Source organism: Sphingopyxis sp. YF1, from assembly GCF_022701295.1.
Classification (GTDB): Bacteria; Pseudomonadota; Alphaproteobacteria; order Sphingomonadales; family Sphingomonadaceae; genus Sphingopyxis.
Window position 1 is genome coordinate 1,306,789 of record NZ_CP033204.1, and the last position, 26,032, is coordinate 1,332,820.

A 26,032-nucleotide genomic window follows, 5' to 3' on the forward strand; every position below is an offset into this window, starting at 1 on the left:
GACGATGACTGGCGATTTCACGCGCGACACCTTCCGCCCCGCCAAGGGGTACAGCGCCGTCCGGATGCAGCAGGGACGCCTGTTCACCGACGCCGACTGGAACGAGGAAGGCGATATTCAGCGCGGCGTGGAGCGCACGACGACGCGCGCCGTGATCGGCGCCAGCGGCTTTCCCGAACATGCGCCGGGCTTTGCGGTCATCGAGGGCGCGAACAAGGCAACGCTGCTGATCGGCGGCGGACAGGCGTGGGTCGACGGCATCGGCGTGATCCATGCAGCGCCGGTCCGGCTGGCTCTGGTGCGCCAGTCGGGGCAGGGGGCGGCGACGCGGTGGCGCGTCGAAGCGGGGACGCAGGTCGCGGTCGGCGACTATCTGGTCGCCGTCGGCGGTACGGCGGCGCAGGCGGTGCGCGTCACGGCGCTCCAGCAGACCGGGGACGTCCGAACCTTCGAGGCCGCTGCGGCAATCTCGGCGAATGCCAGCGTGGCGGTCGACCTCTATCGCAGCGCCGAAAGCCAGCCCTTCTGGCCGGGCAATGCGCTCCCGGGGGCCGCCGACACTTATCTCGCCTATCTCGACGTCTGGGAACGCCCGGTGACCGCCGCCGACGATCCGCTGATCCGCGAGAGCGCGTTCGGCGGCCCCGACACGGCAATCCGCGACCAGATCGTGTGGCAGATGCGCTTCGTTTCGACCGCGACGCTCGTCGCGGCGGGCGCCGCGACCGCGCCGGTGACCTGCGCCGGCTTTGCGCCGGGCTGGTCGCCCTTCGGTCCTGCGGCGACGGGGCGGATGGCCGCGCGCGCGCGCGCCGCCGCGGCCAGCGCGAACCCGTGCGCCCTGCCCGCGACGGGCGGTTATCGCAGCCTCGAAAACCATCTCTATCGCATCGAGATCCACAATGGCGGCGCGGCGGGCGGGCGCTGGAAATGGTCGCGCGACAATGGCGGGGTCACCGCGCGCTATGCTGCGATCGACAATGGCGCGCTGCTGCTCGACGGGCTGGGGCCCGACGACGTCGTCGCGTTGCGGCGGGGCGACTGGATCGAGATCGTCGACGAGGGGCGACGGCTTCGCGGCGAGCCCGGCTTTTTTGCGCATATCGCCGACATCAACGGCACCCGCGCCAGCCTCGACGCGGTGCATCATCCCGAAACGCTCGTCGCGCTGACGAACGGGACGGCGCCCGACCTCGGCGGCCTGCCCGCGCAGGGTATCGTCCGCCGCTGGGAAGGCGGCCTGCCGGTCGACATCGCGCCCGGCGCGTGGGTCGCGGTCGAGCAGGGGGTCGAGATATGCTTTGCGAGCGGGCGCCTTGCGACCGGCGACCATTGGCAAATTCCGGCGCGCTCGCTCGCGGCGACGATCGAATGGCCCGCCGACGAGGCGACCGGCGCCGAGGCCTTGCTGCCGCCCAGGGGGGTCGCGCACCATTATGCCGCGCTCGCGCTCGTCACGCGCGACGCGAACGGGCTGTGGACGGTGGTCAGCGACTGCCGCAACCTCTTTCCGCCGCTCACCGCGCTGCGCAGCTTCCTCTATCTCGGCGGCGACGGGCAGGAGGCGATGCCCGACCCGCTGCTTCCCGCCAACCGCCCGAAAGTCCCGGCGCCGCTGCGCGTCGGGGTGATCCGCGGCAGGACGCCGCTGCAGGGGCTCGACGTCCAGTTCGAGATCGGCGCGGGCGACGGCGACGGGCGCCTCGACGGCGCTGCCGGAACGCTCAAGACGCGCAAGGCAACGACGGGCCCCGACGGCGTCGCGACGATGGACTGGTGGCCCGATGCGACGACGCCGGTCCAGCATGTCACCGCACGCCTGCTCGACGCGGCGGGCAACCCCACCCATCTTCCGATCCGCTTTACCGCAAAGCTCAGCACCGCGGCGACGACGTCCTTCGATCCCGCCAACACCCCCTCACTCGCGGGCGAGAATACGGTGCAAAAGGCGATCGAAAAGCTGGCGAACCAGTCGCAGGCGGGATGTTCGACCTATATCGTCACCGAGGGCAGCGACTGGGTTGCGATCCTGAAGGCGATCAAGGACGGCGAGGATGCCGCGATCTGTTTCCAGCGCGGCACCTATGAAACCGGCGTGCCGGTCGAGATCCGGGGCAAGGGCCATATCATGATCCACGGTGCGGGCGGTGGCACGCGGATCGTGGCACGGCGCGCCGAATGCGCGCTGCATTTTCAGGATTGCGCCAGCGTGACGCTCCGCGACCTCGATGTGTCCGCGCCCGACGGATCGGGGGCGATCGGCAAGATCGCGTTTCGCCAGGGGGTGGTGACGATCGTCGATACGCCGATGGTCGACGTGTCCGACCTGTCGCTGCGCTGCGGCGGCGGGGCGGAGACCGAGCGCACGGGGCTGACGATCCGCAGCTCCTCCAACCGCAAGACCATCAGCACGCCGCTCGACTCGGTGCGCGTGACGAACAATCGCCTCGCGATCGGGCTGGCGCAGGATGGCATCCTCGTCGCCGACGCAAAGCATGTGCTGATCGCCGACAACGAGCTGGCGGTGGTTCCGGGCAAGGCGGGGCTCCGCCCCGGCAAGCAGTTCGAAAGCCCGCGCTGGCGCAAGCATCTCGTCAACCAGCTTGTCGCGCGCGCCGAGGAGGCCGAGCCGAGCGGCGGGGGTAAGCGTTTCTTTCGCGTCGGAACGCTGCTTGCCGAATTCGAATCGCCGATGCCGCAGGCCGAATGGGAGGGGCTGTTCGCCGCCGAACCGCCGCGCCCCGACGAGAGCCGGACGATCGCCGGCGTACAGGCCTATATCCGGCGGCTGAGCGATGTCGTCATCGCCGACGCCGAGCGCTCGCCGACCTTCAAGCGCGCGATCCGCACGATGGGCGCACGACTGGGCGAGCCGCGCATGGCGGCGCTCGACAATGAGGTGAAGCGCTCGCTCGTCCTGATCGGCGAACCCGCCGCGCGGACCGAACGCGCACGGCGGGGGGCGCGCGACGGGGACGGTGGCGGCGAAGGCAGCAGCGCAGGCGGGGGAGGCCGGGTGACGGTCCGCGCCGGCGCGGTCGCGGTCAGTTTCGATTCCCCGGTCAGCCAGGCCGACTGGACCAGGATCTTGCGGCTCAACCCGCCGCCTGAGGGCATCACCACGGTCGCCGAGCTGGTGCGTTATCTCAAGAAGCTCGCGTGGCGGCTGGTCGCCGATGACCGGCTGCGCGAAACGCTGCCGACCGTGGCCGCGTGGTTCGACCGCTTCACGAGCCGGCTGCCGAGCTATGCGCGGCAGGCGATCACCTGCGGCGGCCGGACATTGGGCATGGTGCAGGTGCGCGGCAACAAGGTTTATGGCTTTGTGCGCGGCGTCCATGTCGGGACCAGCGGCCGCGAAGAGGAGGAGGGGCGCGTGCGGATGCGCCGCGCCGGGCATGTCTATGTCGCCGACAACCACCTGTCGCTGCGCAAGTCCGCCGACGATGTCTATGTCCCGATGGGGTTGTTCGTCGGCAATGTCGATACGGTGCGCATCCAGCGCAACACGCTCGACTGGGCGGGGCAGGCGACCGACAATTATTATCGGCACGGCATCCGCGTGTGGGGCGATATCGGGCGCTATCTCAAGATATCCGACAACCGTATTTCCATCGCCTATATCGGCATCGCGGTGCAGCCGGTCATCCATCCCGAGGAGCATGTGCGCTATCTGTGGGTCGCGTCGGACAATCTGTCCGAACCGTCCGCATCGAATAATGTCGTGCGCGGGCCCGAATTTCTGCTGCGTCGCGACAATCGGCCCCAATAGCGATGCGCGAGATGGCGTTTTTTCTTGTGATCCGTAAGGGAATCGCGTAATATCGATACGGCTTCAATTGATAAAACGGCGGTGTGATTTGGTGCCGTAATGTGTTCGAGTCCATTTTGGAGCCATGGGGCGAGTCCAGTGAGGCTCGCCCTTACTCGTTCGGGTGCGGACATTTCTTCGTTCGGGAGACGGCCCGCGACGGACTCATCCTTGCCGGCGGGCGATCCTGGCCCACGGATTGAGGTCGGGTTCGCCGGTCTTGACCAGCCGGTTGCGGTCGCGATGGAGGAAGGGCTCGTCGCGGCCCTTCACCATCAGCATGGTATCGGAGACATAGCTCCACGATCCGTCGTCGTGGAAATCGACCGTGATTTCATAGCTGTCGGTGCGAAACGCGAGTTCGAGGAAGGTCGTCGAGCAGATGCCATAGTCGGTCTGCCCGCGCGTCGCCTTGAGCACCAGCTGCGTCGCATCGGGCGCGGCGTGCCCCGCGGCGATCGCGATCTGCCCGCGCGGGATTGCGAGCGATTGCAGGATCAGCCCGGTCGCGGGCTCGTACAGCCAGTAACCGACCTGGTCGTGGAAGGTGATGTCCTCTTCGGGCGTGTTGATATGGACGTGGTAGCGCAGTCCGTAGAAGAGCTGCGGACCGTTCGCCTGCGCGTCGATCGGCTGCATCTCGATCCGCTCGTAATATTCGCGCGTTTCGGGACCGTCGGCCTTGGGGTTGATGTCGACGCCGCGCTGCCCCTCCCACACGCCGGCGAGCCGCCGCAGCGGCCCGAGATTGCGCAGCGTTTCGGGATCGACGTCATCGGGCTCGGTGAAAATATCCGCGGGAAGTTCCATCATATCAGATTGCAGATTCAATCGGCTGTTTGCAACAGCGGGCAGGCTCGCAGGGGCGCTCGCGGGCATATTTCCGCTGCGCTGCGCTGCGTTGCCGTGACGTCAGGGCAAGGCGGTTTGCCACGATGCGGCCACCGTCTCGAGAAGATTGTCGCCATTCGCGGTCAGCAAGGGTTTGCCGTCAGCGACGCTGCGATCCCGGGTACGGCGTGCCGCGTCCAGGCAAAGGGCGATATTGCGCTCCCGCTCCCGATCCGGTCGGGAGGCCGCGATCATGTCAAATTGATAAAGGGCAATATCGACCATGAGTGCATGAAAGGCATAGTCGAATCGCCTTGCCGTCTTTCTTATCGACGACAGGAAATGATATCTTTTATCCTCTACGATATGCTTTTCTGTGAAAATTCCTTCGCATATGTCTTCTATGTTGATGGCGTTGTGAACTGATTCATGGATCATCAGTTTGACCACATCGCTCTTCTTCAATTCGTTGAGATTGACGAAGGAAAATCCGATGGCGGAGAAGGATGATCCGCTCATCGCGACCAGGCTGGGTGCGTTTATGAAGGCGTTGCGCGGTGTGGACAGCTGTATCGCGCGATCGAGGCAGGGGTGATCCCGGGCGAGTGCGGTCATCGCCCCGGCCACCATGGCCTTCTGTTCCTCGCTGATCCGCAGCAGGCCGGACTCTCCGGAAACCAGCCCAAGCATCGAAAGCGATTTGAAATTCTTGTATTTTTCGAACTCGAACCGGTCATTTTGAAATATAGACGACGTATTTTGTATGGTTGAAATCCTGCTCCAGAAAATATCTTCGAATATGTCTCCGGTTGCGCTGGCGTATGATCTCCCGACGATCTTCTCCATATTGCCGATCAATCGTTCGGGCTGCAGAAGTTCCATTGACATCGATCTTCCCAAAGGCGAAGTTGACTTGCCAGTCTTTGTGGGAGGGGAATATGGCACGGCTACACGAAACAATTCAACGCTATCTGGATCGCGCCAATGCGGATGCCGCGGCGACACCGGTCCGTGAGATATCGGTCGAGGCGCTGACGAAGATGGAGCGCCGGCTCGACTGGAAGACGCATGTGGTTTCCAGCCAGGAGTTTGAAGAAGCCAAATTCGTTTTCGATCGGGTTGCGCAACCCGCTCACTCGCCGACGCTGGAAGAACTCGAGCAACTCACCACGCTCTTCGACAAGGAATCCCTTGCCGAATTGGGGCGCTCCCGGACCAAGAGCGTCCGTGGGACCTGCGCGTGCGGCCGGGATCTGTCCATTTTTGATGTCATCGTGAAGGCGCTGGGAAACTCGGCGCACTCGATCGGTTTCATGCGCGACGTGATGAGCGGCGAGCGCGGGCATTTTCTGATTTGCGGCACCGACGGCACATCGGAAGATCGCGCGAAGCTGCCGACGGGGACGATCTGGGTCGAAAATACCCAGCCGACCGAATGCGTCGCCTGTGGGGAGCGGCACCAGTTGCTGGTCGTCATGTCGCACATGGCGCATCATTGGGTATTGAAGGTTCCCGACGATCCGGACGGCCCGCCATTGCCGGGCGATGACAGGCCGGTTCCCGACGAACAGCCCCAACCGTCCGAAGATTTTACGGGCGAGCTCCAACCCTAGGCGAGGGATCGGCTCGTGCGGCCGGCTCAGATGTCTTCGACGAGCCGGCCGTAGAGTTGCGGGCGGCGGTCGCGGAAGAAGCCCATTCCCGCGCGGTGCTTTGCCGCGCGGTCGAGGTCGATCGTCTCGACCAGGACGCCGGTTTCGCTCGCGCCATAGTGCTGGGTCAGGTCGCCCCATTCGTCGCTGATGAAGCTGTGGCCATAGAAGTTCGCGGCGCCCTCGGTCCCGATGCGGTTCGCGGCGATCACCGGCATGCAGTTCGATACCGCATGGCCCTGCATCGCGCGCCGCCACATGCGGCTGGTGTCGAGCTCGGCGTCATAGGGCTCGCTGCCGATCGCGGTGGGGTAGAAGAGCAGTTCGGCGCCCATCAGTGCCATCGCACGCGCGCATTCGGGATACCATTGGTCCCAGCACACCCCGACGCCGATCCGCGCGCCGAAGACGTCCCAGACCTTGAAGCCCGTGTTGCCGGGGCGGAAATAATATTTCTCTTCATAGCCCGGGCCGTCAGGGATGTGCGATTTGCGGTACGTGCCCATGATCGCGCCGTCGGGGCCGATCATCGCGAGCGTGTTGTAATAATGATGGCCGTCGCGCTCGAAGAAGCTCGTCGGGATCGCGACCCGAAGCTTCGCGGCGAGCGCCTGCATCGCGATCACGCTCGGATGCTCGCCGGTCGGATGCGCGGTCGCGAACAATTCCTCCTCTTCGGCCTGGCAGAAATAGGGGCCTTCGAAGAGTTCGGGGGGCAGGATCACGTGCGCGCCTTTCGCGGCGGCCTCTTCGACGAGCGCGGTGACGGCGTCGACGTTCGGCCGGACGGGACCGGGCAGGGCGAGTTGCAGCGCGGCGACGGTGAGGGTGCGGGTCATGCGCGCGCTATGCCGGAAGCTGCTGGCTCGAGCAATGGAAGCTGCCGCCGCCGGCGATGATGCCGCGCGCGGGCACGCCGACTGCGCGGCGGCCGGGGAAGAACGCGGCGATCGCATCGACCGCGGCGGTGTCGTTGGCGACGCCATAGGTCGGCACGACGACGCTGCTGTTGCCGATATAGAAATTCATATAGCTCGCCGCCGCGATCTCGCCGTCCAGTTCGACCCGGCCGGGCGAGGGCAGGTCGACGATCTCGATCCCGCCGAACGCCGCGGCGCGCGCGCGCGCGTCGGCATAGATGGCGGCGTTGGGATCGTCGTCGCCCGCCGCGACCGGGATCGCCAGCCGCCCTTCGCCGACGAAGCGCGCGAGATTGTCGACATGGCCGTCGGTGTGGTCGCCGATCAGCCCGTCGCCGAGCCACAGCAGCCGGTCGATGCCGAGCGACTGGTGCAGCCGCACCGCGATATCGTCGCGCGTCAGCGACGGGTTGCGGTTGGGGTTGAGCAGGCATTCCTCGGTGGTGACGGCAAGGCCGGTGCCGTCGACGTCGATGCCGCCGCCTTCGAGCACCCAGTCGAGATGCTGCGTCGGCAGGTCCGCGTGTGCAGCGAGAATAGCGCCAATCTCACGGTCGCCGGGCATCACGAACTTGTTGCCCCACCAGTTGAAATCGAAATTGCGCGCCTCGCGCCGCGCGCCGGTGCCGACGATGATCGGGCCCGTGTCGCGCAGCCAGATATCGCCGAAGGGCGCGACGAATAACTGCACACCCTCATCGACAAGCGCCTCGGCGATATCGGCATTGTCATGGTCGCGAACGAGAAGATGCACCTTTTCGCCCCGCCCGCCGTCATGAACGGCGTTCGCAAAGGCCGCGACGTCGCGCCGCGCCGCGTCGATCTGGCCCGACCATTCCTCCGCCATATGCGGAAATCCGATCCAGACGGCGTCATGGGGCGCCCATTCGGCGGGCATAAGCAGCGTCATCGGGCGGGTGTCTTTCGTTCAGGGGAGCCAAAAATTAACGCCTCGCGTCTATCGCTGGCGGCGCATGACGACAAGTAAAACCCCCTTGCTGATCGCAGTGCCCAAGGCGCTTTTCATGGCGGCCTTCGGGCTTGCCTGGGGCGGCGGTCTGTTCTGGGCCGGCGGCGGTTTCTCCGGCGCCGGCGAAGCGCCCGATCAGGGCTATTTCCCGCTTCGGGTGGTCGGTCTGGTCATTGCGTCGGTCGCATTTTGCGGTTTCGTTTTCCAGGTCATGAAGATGCGCGCGCCAGAAAGGCTGAAGGATCGGCCGACCGAAGCGGGCGAGGTCAGCTTCGACATCGATGCGGCGCTGAGCAACTATATCAACCGCCGCCCTCCCGAGACGCTGGATGCCGGGGACGAAGCGCGCCGTGCGATACCCGAGAGGCCGGTCTTCGGCAGGAAGGGGGCGCGGCCGGATGACGGGACGGCTTCGTGAACGCGCGGATCGGACGCGAACGCTAGGGTCGGGCCCCTAGAGCAGCGATCCGATCGTGCGGACGATTTGTACCAGCAACGGCAATGCAAACAGGATAGCGGATCCGAACAGGATGATCGGGCCCAGCTTTTCATAGTCGGGTTCGACGCGCGCCGCCTTGTCGTCGAAGCCGGTGGACAGCGGGATGCGTTGCCGCAGGGCATGGCCGATCGCCTTGCGCAGGATCAGCAGGCGTTGTTCGTAGCGCCATGCTTCATAGGCGATATAGATCAGCGCCGCGAGGACGAGGATATAGGCGTAGATCGTCCAGAATGCGCCGGGAAACTGCGACGGCTTGAACACGAAAATATAGAGCCAACTGCCCGTCAGCGCCATCAGCGACAGCAGGATCGATTTTTCGAAATCCTCGTAGCGCTGGCTGATATAATGTTCGGCGCTTGCGCAGATCGCCTGTTTTTCATCGGGTCGCAGCGGAATGGCCTTGCCATTCCCCGGCAGGAAACACGGGCCTTCGGGCGACTCTCCGATCCATCGGTGGAGGGTCGCCCGGGCGTTTTTCAGTGCCATGTTGTTCAGCCGTGCCACGGCGGCGCCATGGCACGGCTTCGGTTAAGATCGGCTTATTTGCCGGCGCGCGACTTGTCGCGGGCGGCGCGGAATTCGTCGCCCTCGTTCCAGTTCGGCCAGGCGTCGGTCATCGCGAGCATGCGGCCCGCGGCGTAATAGAGCTTGAGGTCGGCCATCATGCCGCCCCAGTTGGTGATCGCGTCATATTCGTCGCCGGGAGCGTGGTAGCGGTTCTTTTCATAGTCTTCCGATGCCTTCTTGCCGGCATCGACCCCGCCCTCGACCAGATCGTCGCCGCTGCCGAAGTTGAACATCGGCACGCCGAGCTTGGCGAAGCTGAAATGGTCCGACCGGTAGTAGAAGCCCTTTTCGGGGGTCGGTTCGGCCTTGATCGTGCGGCCCTCCATCTTGGCGAGCTTTTCGACATAGGCGTCGAGCTCGGACTTGCCGCCGCCGACAACGACGATGTCCTTGGCCGGGCCGACCGCGTTGAGTGCGTCCATATTCACCCCGCCGACGGTCTGCGCGAGCGGGAAGACCGGGTTCTCGGCATAATATTTCGAACCGAGCAGCCCCGATTCCTCGGCGGTGACCGCGAGGAACACGATGCTGCGGTCGGGCGCGCCGGCGGTCTTGAACGCCTGTGCCAGCGTCACGAGACCGGCGATGCCGCTCGCATTGTCGACCGCGCCGTTGCAGATGTCGTCGCCGCCCACGGGTGTGCAGCGGCCGAGATGGTCCCAGTGGCCGGTGTAGAGCACATATTCGTCGGGGCGCTTGGCCCCCGGCAGCACGCCGATGACGTTGCGCGACATCTTTTTCGCGATCTGGTTGTCGAAGGCGAAGTTCGCCTTCACGCCGGTCAGCGCGACGGGCTTGAAGCCCTTGACCTTTGCCGCGTCGCGCAGCTTGTCGAAATCCTGACCGGCGCTGGCGAAGAGTTCCTTCGCCTTGGCAAGCTGGATCCAGCCGTTGGCGACGGTTTCCTTCGCGCCGCCGTCCTTGCTTTCGGCCAGATATTGGGTGCCGGTGTTGCTCGATTCGACGACGTTCCAGCCATAGGCGGCGGGTTCGGTGTCGTGGACGATGAGGACGGCGGCGGCGCCCTGCCGCGCGGCTTCCTCATATTTATACGACCAGCGGCCGTAATAGGTCATCGCGCGACCGTTGAAATCGCCCTTGGTTTCCTTGGTCTGCCAGTCGGGATCGTTGACGAGGACGACGACGGTCTTGCCCTTCACGTCGAGCCCGGCATAGTCGTTCCAGCCCTTTTCGGGGGCGTTGATGCCATAGCCGACGAAGACGACGTCGCTGTCCTTGACCGCGGTCTTCGGCTGGACGCGCCAGCTGAATGCGACATAGTCCTTGGCATATTGCGCGGTGACCGGGGTCTTGCCGCCGGTGAAGCTGAGCGGGGTCGCGTTCTGTGCGGTGATCTCGACCAGCGGCACATCCTGCGTCCACTTGCCGTTGTTGCCCGGCTTCAGCCCGGCTTCCTCATATTTCTTGATGATATAGGCGACGGTCTTTTCCTCGCCCGGGGTGCCCGGGGCGCGGCCCTCATAGGCGTCCGAAGACAGCTCCCTGGTCACTTCCTGCAGCGTCTTGAGCGACAGTTCGGGGATCTGGACGTCGGGGATGGCGGTGACGGCGGCATCGCTCGCTGCCTTGTCGGAGCCGCCGCACGCGGCAAGCGACAGAAGGACCGCGAAAGCCGCGGTGGATCGGGGGGAACGCAGCATGGAAAATCCTTGGAAAGTTTCGTTTGCGACGACCGGGCTTGTGCCAGCCGGGAAGCGTCGATGCAAGGTGGCGGGGGAAAGTGCCGTTCCGGCGTGAATTGGCCTTGTGTCCCGGCATTTCGGTCGTCAAACATCGTTCAGCGGGGGAGATATCATGCTGAAAAAATGGATTTTGGCCGGCGCTCTGGTTGCGCTCGAAGCAGTGCCTGCGACCGCGCAGACGGACAATGCGGCGCTCTATGGTGCGCGTGAAAGTATCGGCGATATCAGCATGTCGCCCGACGGAACACAACTCGCCTTCATCCAGCCCGCGCGCAATCGCGGATCGGTCCTGTTCGTGGCGGGTGTCGATGGGGGAGTGCCCAAAGCCGTGTTTCAGTCCGACGGTGCGCCCTGGAACCTCGCGGGATGCAATTGGGCCTCGAATGTGCGGCTTGTCTGCACCCTCTTTGGCGTGTCGGATCCCGGCGTCGGCCATCCCGTACCCTTCACGCGAATGGTCGCGGTCGGGACGGACGGTTCTAACGTCAAGCAGCTCGGCCAGAACAGTCTGAAGGGCGCCTATGGTTTGCATCAGTTCGATGGCCAGATCATCGCCTGGCCGGTTACCGACAACGGGCAGGTGGTGATGACCCGCGAATACCGGCAAGAGGAGCAGACCAACACCCGGCTTTCGAGCGTCGAGGAGGGGCTGGGCGTCGATATGGTCGACACGGCGAGCCTGCGCGTCCGGCGGATCGAATCCCCGCGCATCGACGCCTCGCGCTACCTTGCCGACGAGACCGGGGCCGTCCGCATCGTGGGCGTACGCGCGACCGATGGGCAGGGCATGATGCGCGACCTGATGATCTACAGTTATCGCAAGCCGGGTTCGCGCGACTGGAAGCCGCTTTCGCGCGCGACCAGCGACGGGGATGCGTTCGTCCCCGTTGCGGTCGACGGCAAGCGCAACCTTGCTTATGGTTTCAAGGACAAGGATGGACGTAGCGCGGTCTACGCCGTTACGCTGGGCGAAACGGCGACCGAGGAATTGTTGTTCGCGCACGATCAGGTCGATGCGGGTGAAGTGCTGCGGATCGGCCGAACGGGGCGGGTGATCGGTGTTGCCTATTCGACCGACAAGCCGGAGCATAAGCTGTTCGACCCCGAATATGCGGCGCTTGCGGGGAGGCTGCAAAAGGCGCTGCCCGGCCTACCCCTCATCCGCTTCGTCGATGCCAGTCGTGACGAAAGCCGGCTGCTGCTCTTTGCGGGCAGCGATATCGATCCTGGCCGCTACTATGTCTATGACAAGACGAGCCGGCAGCTGAACGAAGTGGCGCTCGCGCGGCCGGAACTCGAGGGGCGGACGCAAGCCGAGGTGAAGCCGGTGCAATATGCCGCCACCGATGGCACGATGATTCCCGCCTATCTGACGCTGCCGCCGGGTCGCGAGACGAAAAAGCTGCCGGCGATCGTGATGCCGCATGGCGGGCCTTCGGCGCGCGACGAATGGGGCTTCGACTGGCTGGCGCAATATTATGCCGCGCAGGGCTATGCGGTGATCCAGCCCAATTTTCGCGGGTCGGCGGGTTATGGCGATGACTGGTATGTCGAAAACGGCTTCAAGTCGTGGAAGATCGCTGTCGGAGACGTCAATGACGCCGCGCGGTGGATGGTGAAGGAAGGCATCGCCGATCCTGCGAAACTCGCTGTGGTCGGCTGGTCCTATGGCGGATATGCGGCGCTCCAGTCGGGGGTGCTCGATCCGGATCTTTTCAAGGCGACGGTGGCGATCGCGCCGGTGACCGACCTCAAGGCTCTGGTCGGCCGGGCGGGCAATTTCACCAATGCGAAGATCATCGGCGATTATATCGGGACCGGGCCCCATCTCGTCGAAGGCTCGCCGGCGCAGCAGGCGGCGCAGATCAAGGCGCCGGTGCTGCTGTTCAGCGGCGACCAGGACCTGAACGTCGACATTTCACAGTCGAAAGCGATGGAAGCGGCGCTGAAGAAGGCGGGCAAGCCGGTCGAGTTCGTGACCTATCCGGGCCTGGATCATCAAATCCATGATTCGATCGCGCGGGCGGATATGTTGCGCCGGTCCGACGCCTTCCTGAAAAACGCGCTGCAGCTGCCCTAGCGGCGGACATGCGAAAGGGGCGGCCCGTTGCCGGACCGCCCCTTTGTTTCGTGCGATGAACCGCCGGATCAGCGCGAATAGAATTCGACGACCAGGTTCGGTTCCATCTTCACCGGATAGGGGACCTCGTCGAGCGTCGGGACGCGGATGTAGGTCGCCTTGGTGCCGTCGACCGACAGATATTCGGGCAGGTCGCGCTCGGGCAGGCTCTGCGCTTCGGCAACCAGCGCCATTTCCTGCGCCTTCTTGCCGAGGGTGATTTCGTCGCCCGGCTTCACGAGGCGGCTCGCGATGTTGCACTTCACGCCGTTGACATAGACGTGGCCGTGGCTGACGAGCTGGCGCGCCGAGAAGATCGTCGGGGTGAACTTCGAGCGGTAGACGACCGCGTCGAGGCGGCGCTCGAGCAGGCCGATCAGGTTCTGACCGGTGTCGCCCTTCATGCGGCTGGCTTCGAAATAGTTCTTCTTGAACTGCTTTTCGGTGATATCGCCGTAATAGCCCTTGAGCTTCTGCTTTGCGCGGAGCTGGATGCCGAAGTCCGACATCTTGCCCTTGCGGCGCTGGCCGTGCTGGCCGGGGCCGTATTCGCGACGATTGACCGGGCTCTTCGGGCGACCCCAGATGTTTTCGCCCATCCGGCGGTCGAGTTTATACTTGGCGCTCTGGCGCTTCGACATATGTCGTCTCCAATATGCTGTGTGCCGAAGGATTTCGGCGGGTCCCGGGTCGCACCATATGGAAGGCTCCATATGCGACCGCCGCTTCACCGGGGTGCGGGGTCCATTGCGAAGGCGCGCGGTTAGACGGGGAGCGGCCCCGAGTCAAGGGGCGTGGACGGCTCGACAGCGCGGAAAAAGCCGCTAAAGGCTGCGCGCATGACCGCCGCCAAATCTCCCGACGACTGCCAGACGATGACCGACGTGCGCGCCGGGGTCGATCAGGTCGACCGCGAACTCGTCGCGCTGCTCGTGCGCCGTTTCGGATATATGGATGCCGCCGCGCGCATCAAGTCCGACCGCGGCGCGGTGCGCGACGAAGCGCGCAAGGCGCAGGTGCTCGACAATGTCGCCAGCGAAGCTGAGGCCGTCGGGCTAGAGCCCGCGCGGCTGCGCGCGGTGTGGAACGAGCTGGTCGAGCAGTCGATCGCCTATGAAGCGGTGCGCTGGGATCGTATCCGCGCCGGGGACTGAAGGGGTCTTCGGCTGGGCGTCGTCGTCCCTGAACGGGGGATTTGCACACGCGCCGACACTGCCGGCATGCCGGCTATCGGGCGCGAGGCGTGCGTCCGAGCGCGGTCACGATGCCGTGCATCATCCGGATATCGTTGTGCGACCAGCCGGTCTTGGTCAACGTGGTGCGCAGCGTGCGCAGCGTCGCATCGGTCCGTTCGGCAGGGAAGAAATAGCCCGCCTTGTCGAGGTCGCGGACGAAATGCTGCATCAGCTCTTCCAGCTCGGCGTGCGGGGCAGGCGGGTCGAGCGGAGCTTCGGGCGGACTCGCGAGCGCGACCCCCTTCGACCATTCATAGGCGAGCAGGATCACCGCCTGCGCGAGGTTGAGCGATCCGAATTCGGGGTTGATCGGCACGGTCACGATGCTGTGCGCGAGCGCGACATCGTCGGTTTCGAGCCCCGAGCGTTCGGGGCCGAAGACATAGGCCGAGCGGCCCGCGGTCGCGTGGACCTGCGTCGCCGCCGCTTCGGGCGTCATCACCGGCTTGGTCACGCCGCGCTTGCGCACCGTGGTCGCATAGATGTGCGTGCAGTCGGCCGTCGCCGCGGCGAGGCTGTCATAGACCGCCGCATTGGCGAGCACGATATCGGCCCCCGATGCCGCCGGCCCGGCGTCGGGGTTGGGCCAGCCGTCGCGCGGGGCGACGAGGCGCAGCTCGGTCAGCCCGAAATTGAGCATCGCGCGCGCCGCCTTGCCGATATTCTCGCCGAGCTGGGGGCGGACGAGGACGATGACGGGGGGCGGGGCCGCCGCGGTCATTTCGCGGGCCTCGCGGCCTCGGTGATCGTCGACGCAAAGTCTTCGAAATCCTTGGCTTCGGTGAAGTCGCGATAGACGCTGGCGAAGCGGATATAGGCGACGTTGTCGAAACCCTTGAGCGCCTCCATCACCATCGCACCGATCTGCGACGCCTTGACCTCATTCTCGCCCGACGTTTCGAGCTGACGCTGGATTCCCGACACCAGCCGTTCGATGCGCGCGCCGTCGATCGGCCGCTTGCGGCACGCGATCTGGACGCTGCGCATCAGCTTCTCGCGGTCGAAGGGCTCGCGGCCGCCGTCGGCCTTGAGCACCCCGACTTCGCGCAGCTGGATGCGCTCGAAGGTGGTGAAGCGCGCGCCGCAATCCTCGCACTGACGGCGGCGGCGGATCGCCGCGCCGTCCTCGGTCGGACGGCTGTCCTTCACCTGGCTGTCTTCATGTCCGCAATAGGGGCAGCGCATCGGTCAGCGTTTCACCCGCATCAGCAGCGCGATCGCGGCGCCCGCGAACATCCCCACGGGCCAGCTCGCGACGTCGAGCATCAGGCTCGCCGCCGCGCCGAGGCCGCCGCCGATCAGCACCGGCCGCGTCGAGGGATGGTCCATCCCTTGCTTGCCCATCGCCTTGATCTCTTCGATCGTCAGCTCGGCAAGCGTCGGCTCCTCGGGATGCTGGCGCGCCACCGGATCAGCCCTGATAGATGGGGAAGCGCTCGCACAGCGCGCGGACGCGCTTGCGAACATCGGCCTCGACATCGGCGTCGCCGTGCTCGCCCTTGTCGCGCAGCGCTTCGAGCACGTCGGCGACCATATCGCCGATCTTCTCGAATTCGGCGATGCCGAAGCCGCGCGTCGTGCCCGCGGGCGAACCGACGCGGATGCCGCTGGTCTTGATCGGCGGCAGCGGGTCGAACGGGATGCCGTTCTTGTTGCAGGTGATCGCGCTGCGCTCGAGCGCCTCGTCGGCGTCGCGGCCGGTGACGCCGAGCGGGCGCAGGTCGATCAGCGCGAGGTGCGTGTCGGTGCCGCCCGCGACCACATCGGCGCCGCGCGCCTGCAGCCGGTTGGCGAGTGCCTGTGCGTTGGCGATCGTCGCCTTGGCATAATCCTTGAACTCGGGGCGCAGTGCTTCGCCGAACGCGACCGCCTTGGCGGCGATGACGTGCATCAGCGGGCCGCCCTGAAGCCCGGGGAAAACCGCCGAATTGATGCGCTTCGCAATCGCTTCGTCATTGGTCAGGATCATGCCGCCGCGCGGGCCGCGCAGCGTCTTGTGCGTCGTGGTGGTGACGACATGCGCATGCTCCATCGGCGACGGATGCGCGCCGCCGGCGACGAGCCCCGCGAAATGCGCCATGTCGACCATCAGCAGCGCGCCGACATCGTCGGCGATCGCGCGGAAGCGCGCGAAGTCGAGCGTGCGCGGATAGGCCGAACCGCCCGCGATGATCAGCGTCGGGCGGTGTTCCTTGGCCAGCGCCTCGACCTGGTCGAAATCGACGAGATGGTCGTCGGGGCGCACGCCATATTGGATGGCGTTATACCATTTGCCCGACATCGCCGGAGCCGCGCCGTGGGTCAGGTGGCCGCCGGCGTCGAGGCTCATGCCGAGGATCGTCGCGCCGGGCTTGGTCAGCGCGAGCATCACCGCGCCGTTCGCCTGCGCGCCCGAGTGCGGCTGGACGTTCGCGAAATTGCAGTCGAACAGCTTCTTGGCACGGTCGATCGCCAGCGTCTCGACCTCGTCCGACGGGCCGCAACCCTGATAATAGCGGCGGCCAGGATAGCCTTCGGCATATTTGTTGGTGAAGACGCTGCCCTGCGCTTCGAGCACGGCCTTAGAGACGATGTTTTCCGATGCGATCAGTTCGATCTGGTGCTGCTCGCGGTCGAGTTCATGCTTCATCGCCGCGGCGACCGCGGGATCGACCTTGTCGACGCCGTCGGTGAAATAGCCGGCCGATTTGATGGGCTTGTCGAGCGTTTCTGTGGTCATCGGCTGGTCTCCAGTTGGGGAGGGTGGGAAAGCTTGTCGACGCGGCGCGCGTGACGGTCGCCCGCGAAGCCGGTGCTCAGGAAGGCGGTCAGGCACGCCTTGGCCATGTCGATGCCGGTCAGGCGCGCGCCCATTGCGATCACGTTCGCGTCATTATGTTCGCGCGCGAGCTTCGCCGACAGCGGTTCGGACACGAGCGCACAGCGGCACGCGGGGTTGCGGTTGACCGAGATCGAGATGCCGATCCCCGACCCGCACAGCGCGACGCCCTTTTCGGCCGCCCCGGTCGCCACCGCTTCGGCAAGGCGATAGCCGTAATCGGGGTAGTCGACGCTGTCGGGTCCGTTGGTGCCGAGGTCCTCGACCTCATGGCCTTCGGCGCGCAGCCAGTCGGCGAGCTGGGCCTTGAGTTCGTAGGCGGCGTGGTCGGATGCAATCGCGATGCGCATCGGCGCGGGCTCCCGCTGGGCTGGAGGGAATCGGTGAGCGCGCTTTAGGCGAAGGCGCTCGACTTTGCCATAAGCCGCGGCGCCTTTTTGCAGCACTTTTGTCATATTGCCCGTTTGACCGCCCGGGCGCGTCGCCCTAAGCGACGGTCGCATGGGCGACCTTCTGCTTTCGATCCTGATGCTGGGCGGGCTTGCGCTGCTCGTCGGTTCGCTGTTCGTGTTCCGCAGCGGCGACCGGCGTCGCGCGCTGCTGATGATCATCGCGGCGCTGGTGATGTTCGCCAATGTCGCGATCTGGATGATCCCGACGAAATGAAAATCCTCCCCATGCTTGCGGCACGGGGAGGAACAGAATGTCAGCGGATCGGCGAATCGGGCGCGAGCCGCATGTCGAGATAATTGTCGAGCGACTTCATCAGCTGGTCGAGTTCATGCTCGAAGAAATGGTTCGCGCGCGGAATCTCGTCGTGATGGATCGTGATCCCCTTCTGCGTGCGCAGCTTGTCGACCAGTTTCTGCACGGCGTTCGGCGGCACGATCTCGTCCTGCCCGCCCGCGACGATGATGCCCGACGAGGGGCAGGGGGCGAGGAAGCTGAAGTCGTACATGTTCGCCGGCGGTGCGACCGACAGGAAGCCGCGGATTTCGGGGCGGCGCATCAACAGCTGCATGCCGATCCACGCGCCGAAGCTGAAGCCCGCGATCCACGTGGTCTGCGCCTCGGGATGGATCGACTGGACCCAGTCGAGCGCCGAGGCGGCGTCGCTGAGTTCGCCGATGCCGTTGTCGAACGTGCCCTGGCTGCGGCCGACGCCGCGGAAGTTGAAGCGCAGCACCGCAAAGCCGCGCGCGACGAAGCTCTTGTACATCGCCTGCGTGATGCGGTCGTTCATCGTGCCGCCGCCCTGCGGGTGCGGGTGCAGGATCAGCGCGACGGGCGCGCGCGGGCGCGGCGGCGGCGAGAAACGGCCTTCGATACGGCCTTCGGGGCCGGGGAAAATCACGTCGGGCATGGGCGCACCTTTATGTTTCTGGGGCTTGCCACCGATTCGCCGGACGGCGGGGTGGCGGAGCGAGGACACGCGCCTATATAGAAAATAGGTCTCAACATGCAACTTTTGCGAATCGTTCGCAATAGAGGTGGCGGATTCCGGCCAACCCTTCTCCGTTCGTGTCGCGCGAAGTCACGACACGCGAAGGCATGTGCGACCCAAATGTGTCTCGACTATGCTCGACACGAACGGGTTTAGGGGGCAAATGCCGCGCATGATCTACCTCGATTATCAGGCCACGACGCCGCTCGCTCCCGAGGCGCGCGAAGCGATGCTGCGCTGGCTCGAGGGGCCGGGGCAGGGTAACGGGTTCGCCAACCCGTCGAGCACGCACAAGGCCGGTCGCGCCGCCGCCGCCGCGGTCGAGGTCGCACGCGACCAGGTCGCGGCGCTGCTGCCCCGGGGCGGGCGGGTTTTCTTCACCTCGGGCGCGACCGAGGCGCTCAACTGGGCGTTGCTGCGCGGCGCTGAGGCGATGCCGGGCGGCGTCGCGGGGCTGAGCATCGAACATGCCGCGTCGCTGCAATGCCTCGAACGGCTGAACGCGGCGATCCTGCCGGTCGATGGCGCGGGGGTGGCGCTGGCGCCCGACGCCGCGCTGATCCCCGAGGGCGGCATCGTCGCGACGATGCTGGTCAACAACGAGGTCGGCACGATCCAGCCGGTCGCCGATTTCGCTGCCGCCGCGCATGCCAGGAACAGCCTGCTGCTGTGCGACGCGGTGCAGGGCTATGGCCGCGTCGCGATCCCAGGTGACGCCGACCTGATCGCGCTGTCGGCGCACAAGATCCACGGGCCCAAGGGCATCGGTGCCTTGTGGGTCCGCGACGGGGTCGACCTGCCCCCGCTGATGTTCGGCGGCGCACAGGAACAGGGAATGCGGTCGGGCACCGTGTCGCCCGCGCTCTGCGCCGGCTTCGGCGCCGCCGCCGCGCTCGCGGCCGAACGCTTCGATGCGGATGCCGCGCACGCCGAGCGGCTCTGGTCGCTGGCGACCGACATGCTTCCCGAATGGACGATCAACGGATCGGCCGAGCGGCGCTACCACGGCAATCTCAACATCCGTCGCGAGGGTGTGAACGGCCTTCGCCTGATGTCCGACGCGCGCGACGTCGCCTTTTCGCTCGGCAGCGCGTGCGGCAGCGGGTCGGGCAAGGTCAGCCATGTCTTGCGCGCAATGGGGGTGCGCGAAGCCGACGCGCGCGCCTCGATCCGCCTCGGCTGGGGGCGGTATACCAGCGAGCAGGAACTGCGCGACGGCATCAACGCCATCAAGGATGCCGCCCGCCTTCAGGGAGTGAATTGATGCGCGTCACCTTCATCCACGCCGACGGCAAGGGGCGGACCGAGGTCGATGCCGCGCCGGGCAGCATCCTGCTCGATGTCGCGCAAGCGCATCTGATGCCGCTCGAAGGGACGTGCGAGGGGCAGATGGCCTGCTCGACCTGTCACGTGATCGTCGACAAGGCCGACTTCGACCGGCTGCCCGAAGCGAGCGAGATGGAAGAGGATATGCTCGACCTCGCCGCCGGCGCGCGCCGCACCAGCCGCCTGTCGTGCCAGATCGTCCTGACCGATGACCTCGACGGGCTGACCGTCCATATCCCCGCCGAAAGCCGCAATATGCAAGGGCCGCGCTGACCGGGAGCGACCGCCTCCGACCGGTTGCGGGCGTTTGTAATTGGCATGATAATGCGAGGAAGCGGAGGGCGACGGTGATGACGAGCTACGGCTATTGGGGAGCTACGGCCCTGGCTCAAACAGCTTTGGCAGCCGTTACGGCCGCGCTGGTTTATGCGCTTTGGAACGTGCACGTTTTGGTGTTTGGCTGGGAATTTTTGTTGTGGCTTGGTGTCATAGGCGGAACAACGGCTCCCATTGCTTTCGCGGGCATAGGTCTGGTCCGCCTGCTATCAATCACGGGGCGGCGGCGAGCGGCGGTTCTCACCTTAGGGTGCTTAGTTGGGACGGGCGCCAGCATGTACCTTTTTGAGTTCTACATGACCGGTCTATTCCCCGCTATCAATTGGTCGCGGGGCGCTCTGCTTCCGGTGGCATCCTTCATGTCCGGATTCGCATTTGCGGTGCTCGAATGGCCCAGATTTTCTCAACGCGAATCGGGCATCGTCGCCGGATCGGCTTAACCTCCGCTTTCCATCCCATTTGCGTCGCTGGCCGCCGATCTGGATGCGATGACAGCAAACGACCGATTGCAGACATAAATCCTCCCTGTGGCGAAGCCATGGGGAGGGGGACCGCTCGCGCAGCGAGTGGTGGAGGGGCCGAAAGGCCGCGCGACGCCTGACGGCGTCTGCCCCTCCGTCAGCGGCTGACGCCGCTGCCACCTCCCCATCGCCGCGCGACAGGGAGGAACGCGATCGCCTCGACCGGCTACGGGCCGGTCTTTCATCGTCACCCCGGACCTGATCCGGGGTCCATGACTTCGACGCTGCCATGGATCCCGGATCAGGTCCGGGATGACGAAGGCAGGAGATGAGTCCGCTTCCCCACCCCAAAGCTCCCATCGACGATCGCGACCCACCGGCTTGCATTTCGCGTCCGCCGCCGCCATATGCGCGGCGGGAGTCGGGCGGACGCAGTCTTCGCCAACCCGGTCAGGTCCGGAAGGAAGCAGCCGCAACGAATTCGCTGCGGGTCGTTCCGGCTCCCACCCTCACCACATCGCCGGCAAGAGCGGGCAGGGCCGCCGCAAGGGCGCTCTCACCCGCATTCCCCTTCGACAAGCGTGCGGCTCGTCCCTAATACGGTTCGCATGAGCGATTCCGCCGACGACGAACCGACGATGCTGGGCATGGATTTGCCCGAGTCACCCGCGCCCGCGGCCTCGTCGGGGCCGTACCGTGTGCTTGCGCGCAAATATCGCCCGCAGACCTTTGCCGAGCTGATCGGACAGGATGCGATGGTCAAGACGCTGGGCAATGCGATCGCGCGCGACCGGCTGGCGCATGCCTTCCTGATGACCGGGGTGCGCGGGGTGGGCAAGACCTCGACCGCGCGCCTGATCGCCAAGGCGCTCAACTGCATCGGGCCCGACGGGCACGGCGGACCGACGATCGACCCGTGCGGTGTGTGCGAACCGTGCCGCGCGATCACCGAGGGGCGCCACATCGACGTGATCGAGATGGACGCCGCGTCGAACACCGGCGTCGACGACGTGCGCGAGATCATCGAGGCGGTGCGTTACGCCGCGGTGTCGGCGCGCTACAAGATCTACATCATCGACGAAGTGCACATGCTGTCGCGTAACGCCTTCAATGCGCTTCTGAAAACGCTCGAAGAGCCGCCGCCGCACGTCAAATTCCTGTTCGCGACCACCGAAGTGAACAAGGTGCCGGTGACGGTGCTGTCGCGCTGCCAGCGTTTCGACCTGCGCCGCATCACCCCCGACATGCTGTTCGCGCATTTCAGCGCGATCCTGCAAAAGGAAGGCGTCGAGGCCGAAGCCCCCGCCGTATGGCTGATCGCCAACGCCGCCGAGGGGTCGGTGCGCGACGGACTGTCGATCCTCGACCAGGCGATCGCGCACGCCGACCTGGAATCCGGAGGCGCGGGGGGCGGCGGCAAGGTGAGCGCCGATCAGGTGCGCGTGATGCTCGGCCTGTCGGACCGTTCGTCGATCGCGTCGCTGATGGCGGCGATCCTCGAGGGCGATGCGGGCGGGGCGATCGACCTGGCGCGCGCGCAATATGCGCTGGGGATCGAACCCGTCGCGATGGTGCGCGGGCTGATGGACCTGACCCATGCGGTGACGCTCGCGAAAGTGTCGCGCCACGAGGATCCGGCGCTTGCCGCGACCGACCGCGAGCGCATCGCCGACTGGGCGCAGAAGCTGGGTTTCGCGCCGCTCAACCGGCTGTGGCAATTGCTGCTCAAGGGGCACGACGAGGTGCTGCGCGCGAACAATCCGCTCGAACATCTCGAAATGCTGCTGCTGCGCGTGATCTACGCGGCGTCGATGCCCGACCCGGGCGAGCTCGCGAAATTGCTCGAAACGGGCCATTTTCCGACGATGCCCCTGGCGATGCCCGCCGCTGGACCTGCCGGTGCAGCCGCCGCGAACGCCGCGCCGCCAGCTGCCGAGCCGCTCGCGGCCGAACCGGTCGCGGCCGAGGCCGCCGCTGCAGTGCCCGAGGCGCCCGCGACGGCGCTCACCGTGGCGCAGATTCACCAGTTGCTCGAAAGTACCGGAAATCATCGACTTGCGGTCGATGTTTACGATCATATGCGAATCCTTGAGCTCGAACCCGGGCTGCTCGTCTTTGCGGCGGTGCCGGCGCTCGAAGGCGGTTTTGCGCGCGACCTTGGCGAGGCCATGCTCGCCGCCACGGGCAGTCGCTGGCAGGTGCGCGCCGGCGAGGGCGAAGGGCGGCCGAGCCTCGGTCAGGTGCGTGCCGCGAGCCTCGCCGACAACGACCAGCGCATCCGCGAACTGCCTGTCGTCAAGGCCGCCCTGGCGGCTTTTCCCGACGCAAGGCTTGTCGAAGACGACGACAATCGCCATAGGTCCACGTCATGAAGTCGATGGAAGAAATGCTCAAGGCGGCGCAGGAAGCGGCCGCCACCGTTCAGGCCCAGATGCAGGAGGCGCAGGCGAAGCTCGACAGCGTCGAGGTCGAGGGCGTGTCGGGCGGCGGGCTCGTGAAGATCCGCGCCAGCGCCAAGGGGCGCATCAAGGCGATCGCGATCGACGACAGCCTGATGGTGCCCGCGGACAAGCAGATGCTCGAGGACCTGCTCGCCGCGGCGTTCAACGATGCGCGCGAAAAGGCCGATGCCGCGAGCAACGAGGAAATGGGCAGGATGACGAGCGGCCTGCCGCTGCCCCCGGGTTTCAAGCTGCCGTTTTGATCCATCGCGCGTGCCGTGCCGTGCCTGCGCGGGGGCGCCGCCCGAACCTCCCGTTCACCTCAGCGACATTGAATGCGGCGCAAGTTACGCCATATTAGCCATGACCATCCTATTTTGAGGACGGCGTGCCGATCGCGGGCGCTTGTCCAGGAGCCATGATGAGCCAGACTTTTCCCCTGTTGCCGCTGCGCGACATCGTCGTCTTTCCGCACATGATCGTGCCGCTGTTCGTCGGCCGCGACCGCTCGGTCGCCGCGCTCGAAGTCGCGATGGAAGCCGACAAGGAGATTTTCCTCGTCGCCCAGCTCGATCCGGGCGAAGACGATCCGCAGCGCGACGACCTGTACGACGTCGGCGTGATCGCGACCGTCCTCCAGCTGCTCAAGCTGCCCGACGGCACCGTCCGCGTGCTCGTCGAGGGCAAGGAACGCGCGAAGCTCGTCGGCCTCGAAAATGACGACAAGGCGGTGCTCGCGCATGTGACCGCGGTCGCCGATGCCGAGGATGACAGCGTCGATACCGCCGCGCTGATGCGTTCGGTGGTCGACCAGTTCGAAAACTACGCCAAGCTCAACAAGAAGATGCCCGCCGAAACCGCGGTCCAGCTGTCGCAGATCGACGATGCCTCGCGCCTCGCCGATTCGGTCGCGGGCAATCTCAACATCAAGGTGTCCGACAAGCAGGCGCTGCTCGTCGAGGACGCGCCCGCCAAGCGGCTCGAAATGGTCTTCGCCTTCATGGAGGGCGAACTCGGCGTGCTGCAGGTCGAAAAGAAGATCCGCGGCCGCGTGAAGCGCCAGATGGAAAAGAGCCAGCGCGAATATTATCTGAACGAGCAGCTCAAGGCGATCCAGCGCGAGCTCGGCAACGACAATGGCGAGGGCGGCGACGACCTCGCCGAACTCGCGGCCAAGATCGAAGGCATGAAAATGCCCAAGGAAGCCAAGGCCAAGGCGCAGGCGGAGCTCAAGAAGCTGCGCGCGATGGCGCCGATGTCGGCCGAGGCCACCGTCGTGCGCAACTATCTCGACACGCTGATCGGCCTGCCGTGGGGCAAGAAGTCGAAGCTCAAGAAGGATATCGCCAAGGCGCAGGACATTCTCGACGCCGACCATTTCGCGCTCGAAAAGGTCAAGGACCGCATTGTCGAATATCTGGCGGTGCAGGCGCGTACCAACAAGCTCAAGGGCCCGATCCTGTGCCTCGTCGGCCCCCCGGGGGTCGGCAAGACCTCGCTCGGCCGCAGCATCGCGAAGGCGACCGGCCGCGAATTCGTGCGCCAGTCGCTCGGCGGCGTGCGCGACGAGGCCGAAATCCGCGGCCACCGCCGCACCTATATCGGCTCGCTGCCGGGCAAGATCGTGACCAACCTCAAGAAGGCGGGCACGATGAACCCGCTGTTCCTGCTCGACGAGATCGACAAGCTGGGTCAGGACTTCCGCGGCGATCCGGCCTCGGCGCTGCTCGAGGTGCTCGACCCCGAACAGAATGCGAAGTTCCAGGACCATTATCTGGAAATCGACGTCGACCTCAGCGACATCATGTTCGTCACCACGGCAAACTCGCTCAACCTGCCGCAGCCGCTGCTCGACCGCATGGAGATCATCCGGCTCGAAGGCTATACCGAGGATGAGAAGGTCGAGATCGCCAAGCGTCACCTGATCGCGAAGCAGGTCGAGGCGCACGGGCTGAAGGCCGGCGAGTTCGAGCTGACCGACGAAGGCCTGCGCGACCTCATCCGTTACTACACCCGCGAAGCCGGCGTGCGCACGCTCGAGCGCGAGATCGCCAAGCTCGCGCGCAAGGCGCTGCGCCGCATCCTCGAGGGCAAGATCGAAAGCGTGGTGATCACGCCCGAAAATCTCGCCGACTTCTCGGGCGTTCGGAAATACAAGCACGGCATCAGCGATCTCGAGGACCAGATCGGCGCCGTCACCGGGCTCGCCTGGACCGAGGTCGGCGGCGAATTGCTCACGATCGAGGCGGTGACCGCATCGGGCAAGGGGCAGGTGCGCACCACGGGCAAGCTCGGCGAGGTGATGACCGAATCGGTGCAGGCGGCGCTGTCGTTCGTGAAGGCGCGCGCGCCGTCCTACGGCATCAAGCCCAGCCTGTTCGCGCGCAAGGACATCCACATCCACCTGCCCGAAGGGGCGGTTCCCAAGGATGGTCCGTCGGCGGGCGTCGGCATGGTCACCGCGATGATCTCGACGCTCACCGGCATCGCGGTGCGCAAGGACGTTGCGATGACGGGCGAAGTGACGCTGCGCGGCCGCGTCCTGGCGATCGGCGGGCTCAAGGAAAAGCTGCTCGCGGCGCTGCGCGGCGGGATCAAGACCGTCCTGATTCCCGAGGAAAATGAGAAGGATCTGGTCGAGATTCCGAAGAACATCACCGAAGGGTTGCGCATCGTTCCGGTCAGCCACGTCGACCAGGTTCTGGCCGAAGCCCTCGTCGCGCCGGTCGAGCCGATCGAGTGGACCGAGGCCGACGAATTGGCGGCGTCGCCGCCGATCGCGACCGCGACCGACCCCGAGAGCGCGATTCGCCACTGACCTTGGTCGGCAGCGAACGCACTCTTCGTCGCAAAATCGTCATTTTATGGAGTTTCCGGCCATTTTTTGCTTTGACAAGGC

25 protein-coding genes and 1 other RNA gene are annotated in these 26,032 nt (G+C 65.6%); 13 read left to right on the forward strand and 13 right to left on the reverse strand.

Annotated elements, in window-relative coordinates:
- Positions 1-4 precede the first annotated feature (4 nt).
- Entirely contained in the window at positions 5-3,772 is a 3,768-nt protein-coding gene (locus EAO27_RS06355) for a DUF6519 domain-containing protein (RefSeq protein ID WP_242778386.1), read from the forward strand.
- Between the two features lie 204 nt (positions 3,773-3,976).
- Here EAO27_RS06355 and EAO27_RS06360 read toward each other — a convergent pair whose 3' ends face one another.
- Both EAO27_RS06360 and EAO27_RS06365 read right to left on the reverse strand, forming a co-directional pair.
- Positions 3,977-4,624, reverse strand: coding sequence for a heme-binding beta-barrel domain-containing protein (locus tag EAO27_RS06360; protein WP_242778389.1), 648 nt, complete (start codon positions 4,622-4,624; stop codon positions 3,977-3,979).
- A 99-nt stretch (positions 4,625-4,723) separates the two neighbouring features.
- Positions 4,724-5,524 (reverse strand): HEXXH motif-containing putative peptide modification protein, encoded by an 801-nt coding sequence (locus tag EAO27_RS06365; RefSeq protein ID WP_242778392.1) that lies wholly within the window; start codon positions 5,522-5,524, stop codon positions 4,724-4,726.
- A gap of 56 nt (positions 5,525-5,580) precedes the next feature.
- On the opposite strand from EAO27_RS06365, the gene EAO27_RS06370 reads away from it, so the two are divergent.
- A complete protein-coding gene (locus tag EAO27_RS06370) occupies positions 5,581-6,255 on the forward strand; it encodes a hypothetical protein (protein ID WP_242778395.1) in 675 nt (224 codons plus the stop codon).
- Positions 6,256-6,281: 26 nt separating this feature from the next.
- On the opposite strand, the gene aguB is transcribed toward EAO27_RS06370, so the two are convergent.
- Together aguB and EAO27_RS06380 are read right to left on the reverse strand one after the other, a co-directional pair.
- Positions 6,282-7,133, reverse strand: a complete 852-nt coding sequence (aguB, locus tag EAO27_RS06375) for an N-carbamoylputrescine amidase (RefSeq protein ID WP_242778398.1) — start codon at positions 7,131-7,133, stop codon at positions 6,282-6,284.
- Positions 7,134-7,140: 7 nt separating this feature from the next.
- Complete coding sequence (locus tag EAO27_RS06380) at positions 7,141-8,124, reverse strand: agmatine deiminase family protein (RefSeq protein WP_242778401.1); 984 nt, start codon at positions 8,122-8,124, stop codon at positions 7,141-7,143.
- Positions 8,125-8,209: 85 nt separating this feature from the next.
- Between EAO27_RS06380 and EAO27_RS06385 the strand changes: the two genes are divergently transcribed.
- Positions 8,210-8,602: a hypothetical protein gene (locus tag EAO27_RS06385; protein ID WP_242778404.1), complete on the forward strand. Its 393-nt coding sequence runs from the start codon at positions 8,210-8,212 to the stop codon at positions 8,600-8,602.
- Between the two features lie 36 nt (positions 8,603-8,638).
- Here the strand turns inward: EAO27_RS06385 and EAO27_RS06390 are convergent, their stop codons facing one another.
- Complete coding sequence (locus EAO27_RS06390; protein ID WP_242778407.1) at positions 8,639-9,169, reverse strand: hypothetical protein; 531 nt, start codon at positions 9,167-9,169, stop codon at positions 8,639-8,641.
- Positions 9,170-9,222: 53 nt separating this feature from the next.
- On the reverse strand, positions 9,223-10,911 hold the full coding sequence (locus EAO27_RS06395) for a M28 family metallopeptidase (RefSeq protein ID WP_242778410.1): 1,689 nt from the start codon (positions 10,909-10,911) through the stop codon (positions 9,223-9,225).
- Positions 10,912-11,065: 154 nt separating this feature from the next.
- Here EAO27_RS06395 and EAO27_RS06400 point away from each other — a divergent pair, with 154 nt between their 5' ends.
- Positions 11,066-13,033 (forward strand): S9 family peptidase, encoded by a 1,968-nt coding sequence (locus tag EAO27_RS06400; protein ID WP_242778413.1) that lies wholly within the window; start codon positions 11,066-11,068, stop codon positions 13,031-13,033.
- Positions 13,034-13,101: 68 nt separating this feature from the next.
- On the opposite strand, the gene rpsD is transcribed toward EAO27_RS06400, so the two are convergent.
- Positions 13,102-13,713 (reverse strand): 30S ribosomal protein S4, encoded by a 612-nt coding sequence (gene rpsD, locus EAO27_RS06405; RefSeq protein WP_242778415.1) that lies wholly within the window; start codon positions 13,711-13,713, stop codon positions 13,102-13,104.
- Positions 13,714-13,911: 198 nt separating this feature from the next.
- On the opposite strand from rpsD, the gene EAO27_RS06410 reads away from it, so the two are divergent.
- Positions 13,912-14,226 carry a chorismate mutase gene (locus tag EAO27_RS06410; RefSeq protein WP_242778418.1) on the forward strand — a complete coding sequence of 105 codons (315 nt, stop codon included), beginning with the start codon at positions 13,912-13,914 and terminating at the stop codon, positions 14,224-14,226.
- A gap of 73 nt (positions 14,227-14,299) precedes the next feature.
- Here EAO27_RS06410 and EAO27_RS06415 read toward each other — a convergent pair whose 3' ends face one another.
- From EAO27_RS06415 to rpiB, 5 genes are read right to left on the reverse strand one after another with little or no spacing between them, the layout of a single operon-like run.
- Positions 14,300-15,028, reverse strand: coding sequence for an RNA methyltransferase (locus tag EAO27_RS06415; RefSeq protein WP_242778421.1), 729 nt, complete (start codon positions 15,026-15,028; stop codon positions 14,300-14,302).
- Positions 15,025-15,492 carry a transcriptional regulator NrdR gene (gene nrdR / locus EAO27_RS06420; RefSeq protein ID WP_242778424.1) on the reverse strand — a complete coding sequence of 156 codons (468 nt, stop codon included), beginning with the start codon at positions 15,490-15,492 and terminating at the stop codon, positions 15,025-15,027. Before nrdR ends, EAO27_RS06415 begins: the two co-directional genes overlap by 4 nt.
- A 3-nt stretch (positions 15,493-15,495) precedes the next feature.
- Complete coding sequence (locus tag EAO27_RS06425) at positions 15,496-15,714, reverse strand: hypothetical protein (protein WP_242778427.1); 219 nt, start codon at positions 15,712-15,714, stop codon at positions 15,496-15,498.
- Between the two features lie 4 nt (positions 15,715-15,718).
- The gene (gene glyA, locus EAO27_RS06430) at positions 15,719-17,026 is read right to left on the reverse strand and encodes a serine hydroxymethyltransferase (protein ID WP_242778430.1); all 1,308 of its coding nucleotides are present in this window, start codon (positions 17,024-17,026) and stop codon (positions 15,719-15,721) included.
- The gene (gene rpiB, locus EAO27_RS06435) at positions 17,023-17,475 is read right to left on the reverse strand and encodes a ribose 5-phosphate isomerase B (RefSeq protein WP_242778433.1); all 453 of its coding nucleotides are present in this window, start codon (positions 17,473-17,475) and stop codon (positions 17,023-17,025) included. The genes glyA and rpiB overlap by 4 nt, the downstream gene beginning before the upstream one ends.
- Before the next feature lie 151 nt (positions 17,476-17,626).
- Here rpiB and EAO27_RS06440 point away from each other — a divergent pair, with 151 nt between their 5' ends.
- Positions 17,627-17,791 (forward strand): hypothetical protein, encoded by a 165-nt coding sequence (locus EAO27_RS06440; protein WP_242778436.1) that lies wholly within the window; start codon positions 17,627-17,629, stop codon positions 17,789-17,791.
- 40 nt (positions 17,792-17,831) lie between these two features.
- Here the strand turns inward: EAO27_RS06440 and EAO27_RS06445 are convergent, their stop codons facing one another.
- On the reverse strand, positions 17,832-18,488 hold the full coding sequence (locus EAO27_RS06445; protein WP_242778439.1) for an alpha/beta hydrolase: 657 nt from the start codon (positions 18,486-18,488) through the stop codon (positions 17,832-17,834).
- A 253-nt stretch (positions 18,489-18,741) separates the two neighbouring features.
- Here EAO27_RS06445 and EAO27_RS06450 point away from each other — a divergent pair, with 253 nt between their 5' ends.
- The 7 genes from EAO27_RS06450 (at position 18,742) to lon (ending at position 25,951) form a co-directional block, all read left to right on the forward strand.
- Complete coding sequence (locus EAO27_RS06450) at positions 18,742-19,833, forward strand: aminotransferase class V-fold PLP-dependent enzyme (RefSeq protein ID WP_242780463.1); 1,092 nt, start codon at positions 18,742-18,744, stop codon at positions 19,831-19,833.
- Positions 19,830-20,168: a 2Fe-2S iron-sulfur cluster-binding protein gene (locus EAO27_RS06455; RefSeq protein WP_242778442.1), complete on the forward strand. Its 339-nt coding sequence runs from the start codon at positions 19,830-19,832 to the stop codon at positions 20,166-20,168. The genes EAO27_RS06450 and EAO27_RS06455 overlap by 4 nt, the downstream gene beginning before the upstream one ends.
- 77 nt (positions 20,169-20,245) lie before the next feature.
- A complete protein-coding gene (locus EAO27_RS06460; RefSeq protein WP_242778445.1) occupies positions 20,246-20,671 on the forward strand; it encodes a hypothetical protein in 426 nt (141 codons plus the stop codon).
- Positions 20,672-21,105: 434 nt separating this feature from the next.
- Positions 21,106-21,203: signal recognition particle sRNA small type (ffs, locus tag EAO27_RS06465), an RNA gene on the forward strand.
- Between the two features lie 97 nt (positions 21,204-21,300).
- Entirely contained in the window at positions 21,301-23,064 is a 1,764-nt protein-coding gene (locus EAO27_RS06470) for a DNA polymerase III subunit gamma/tau (RefSeq protein ID WP_242778448.1), read from the forward strand.
- Entirely contained in the window at positions 23,061-23,396 is a 336-nt protein-coding gene (locus EAO27_RS06475; RefSeq protein ID WP_242778452.1) for a YbaB/EbfC family nucleoid-associated protein, read from the forward strand. The genes EAO27_RS06470 and EAO27_RS06475 overlap by 4 nt, the downstream gene beginning before the upstream one ends.
- A 158-nt stretch (positions 23,397-23,554) precedes the next feature.
- The gene (lon, locus tag EAO27_RS06480; protein WP_242780466.1) at positions 23,555-25,951 is read left to right on the forward strand and encodes an endopeptidase La; all 2,397 of its coding nucleotides are present in this window, start codon (positions 23,555-23,557) and stop codon (positions 25,949-25,951) included.
- The last annotated feature ends 81 nt before the right edge of the window (positions 25,952-26,032 follow it).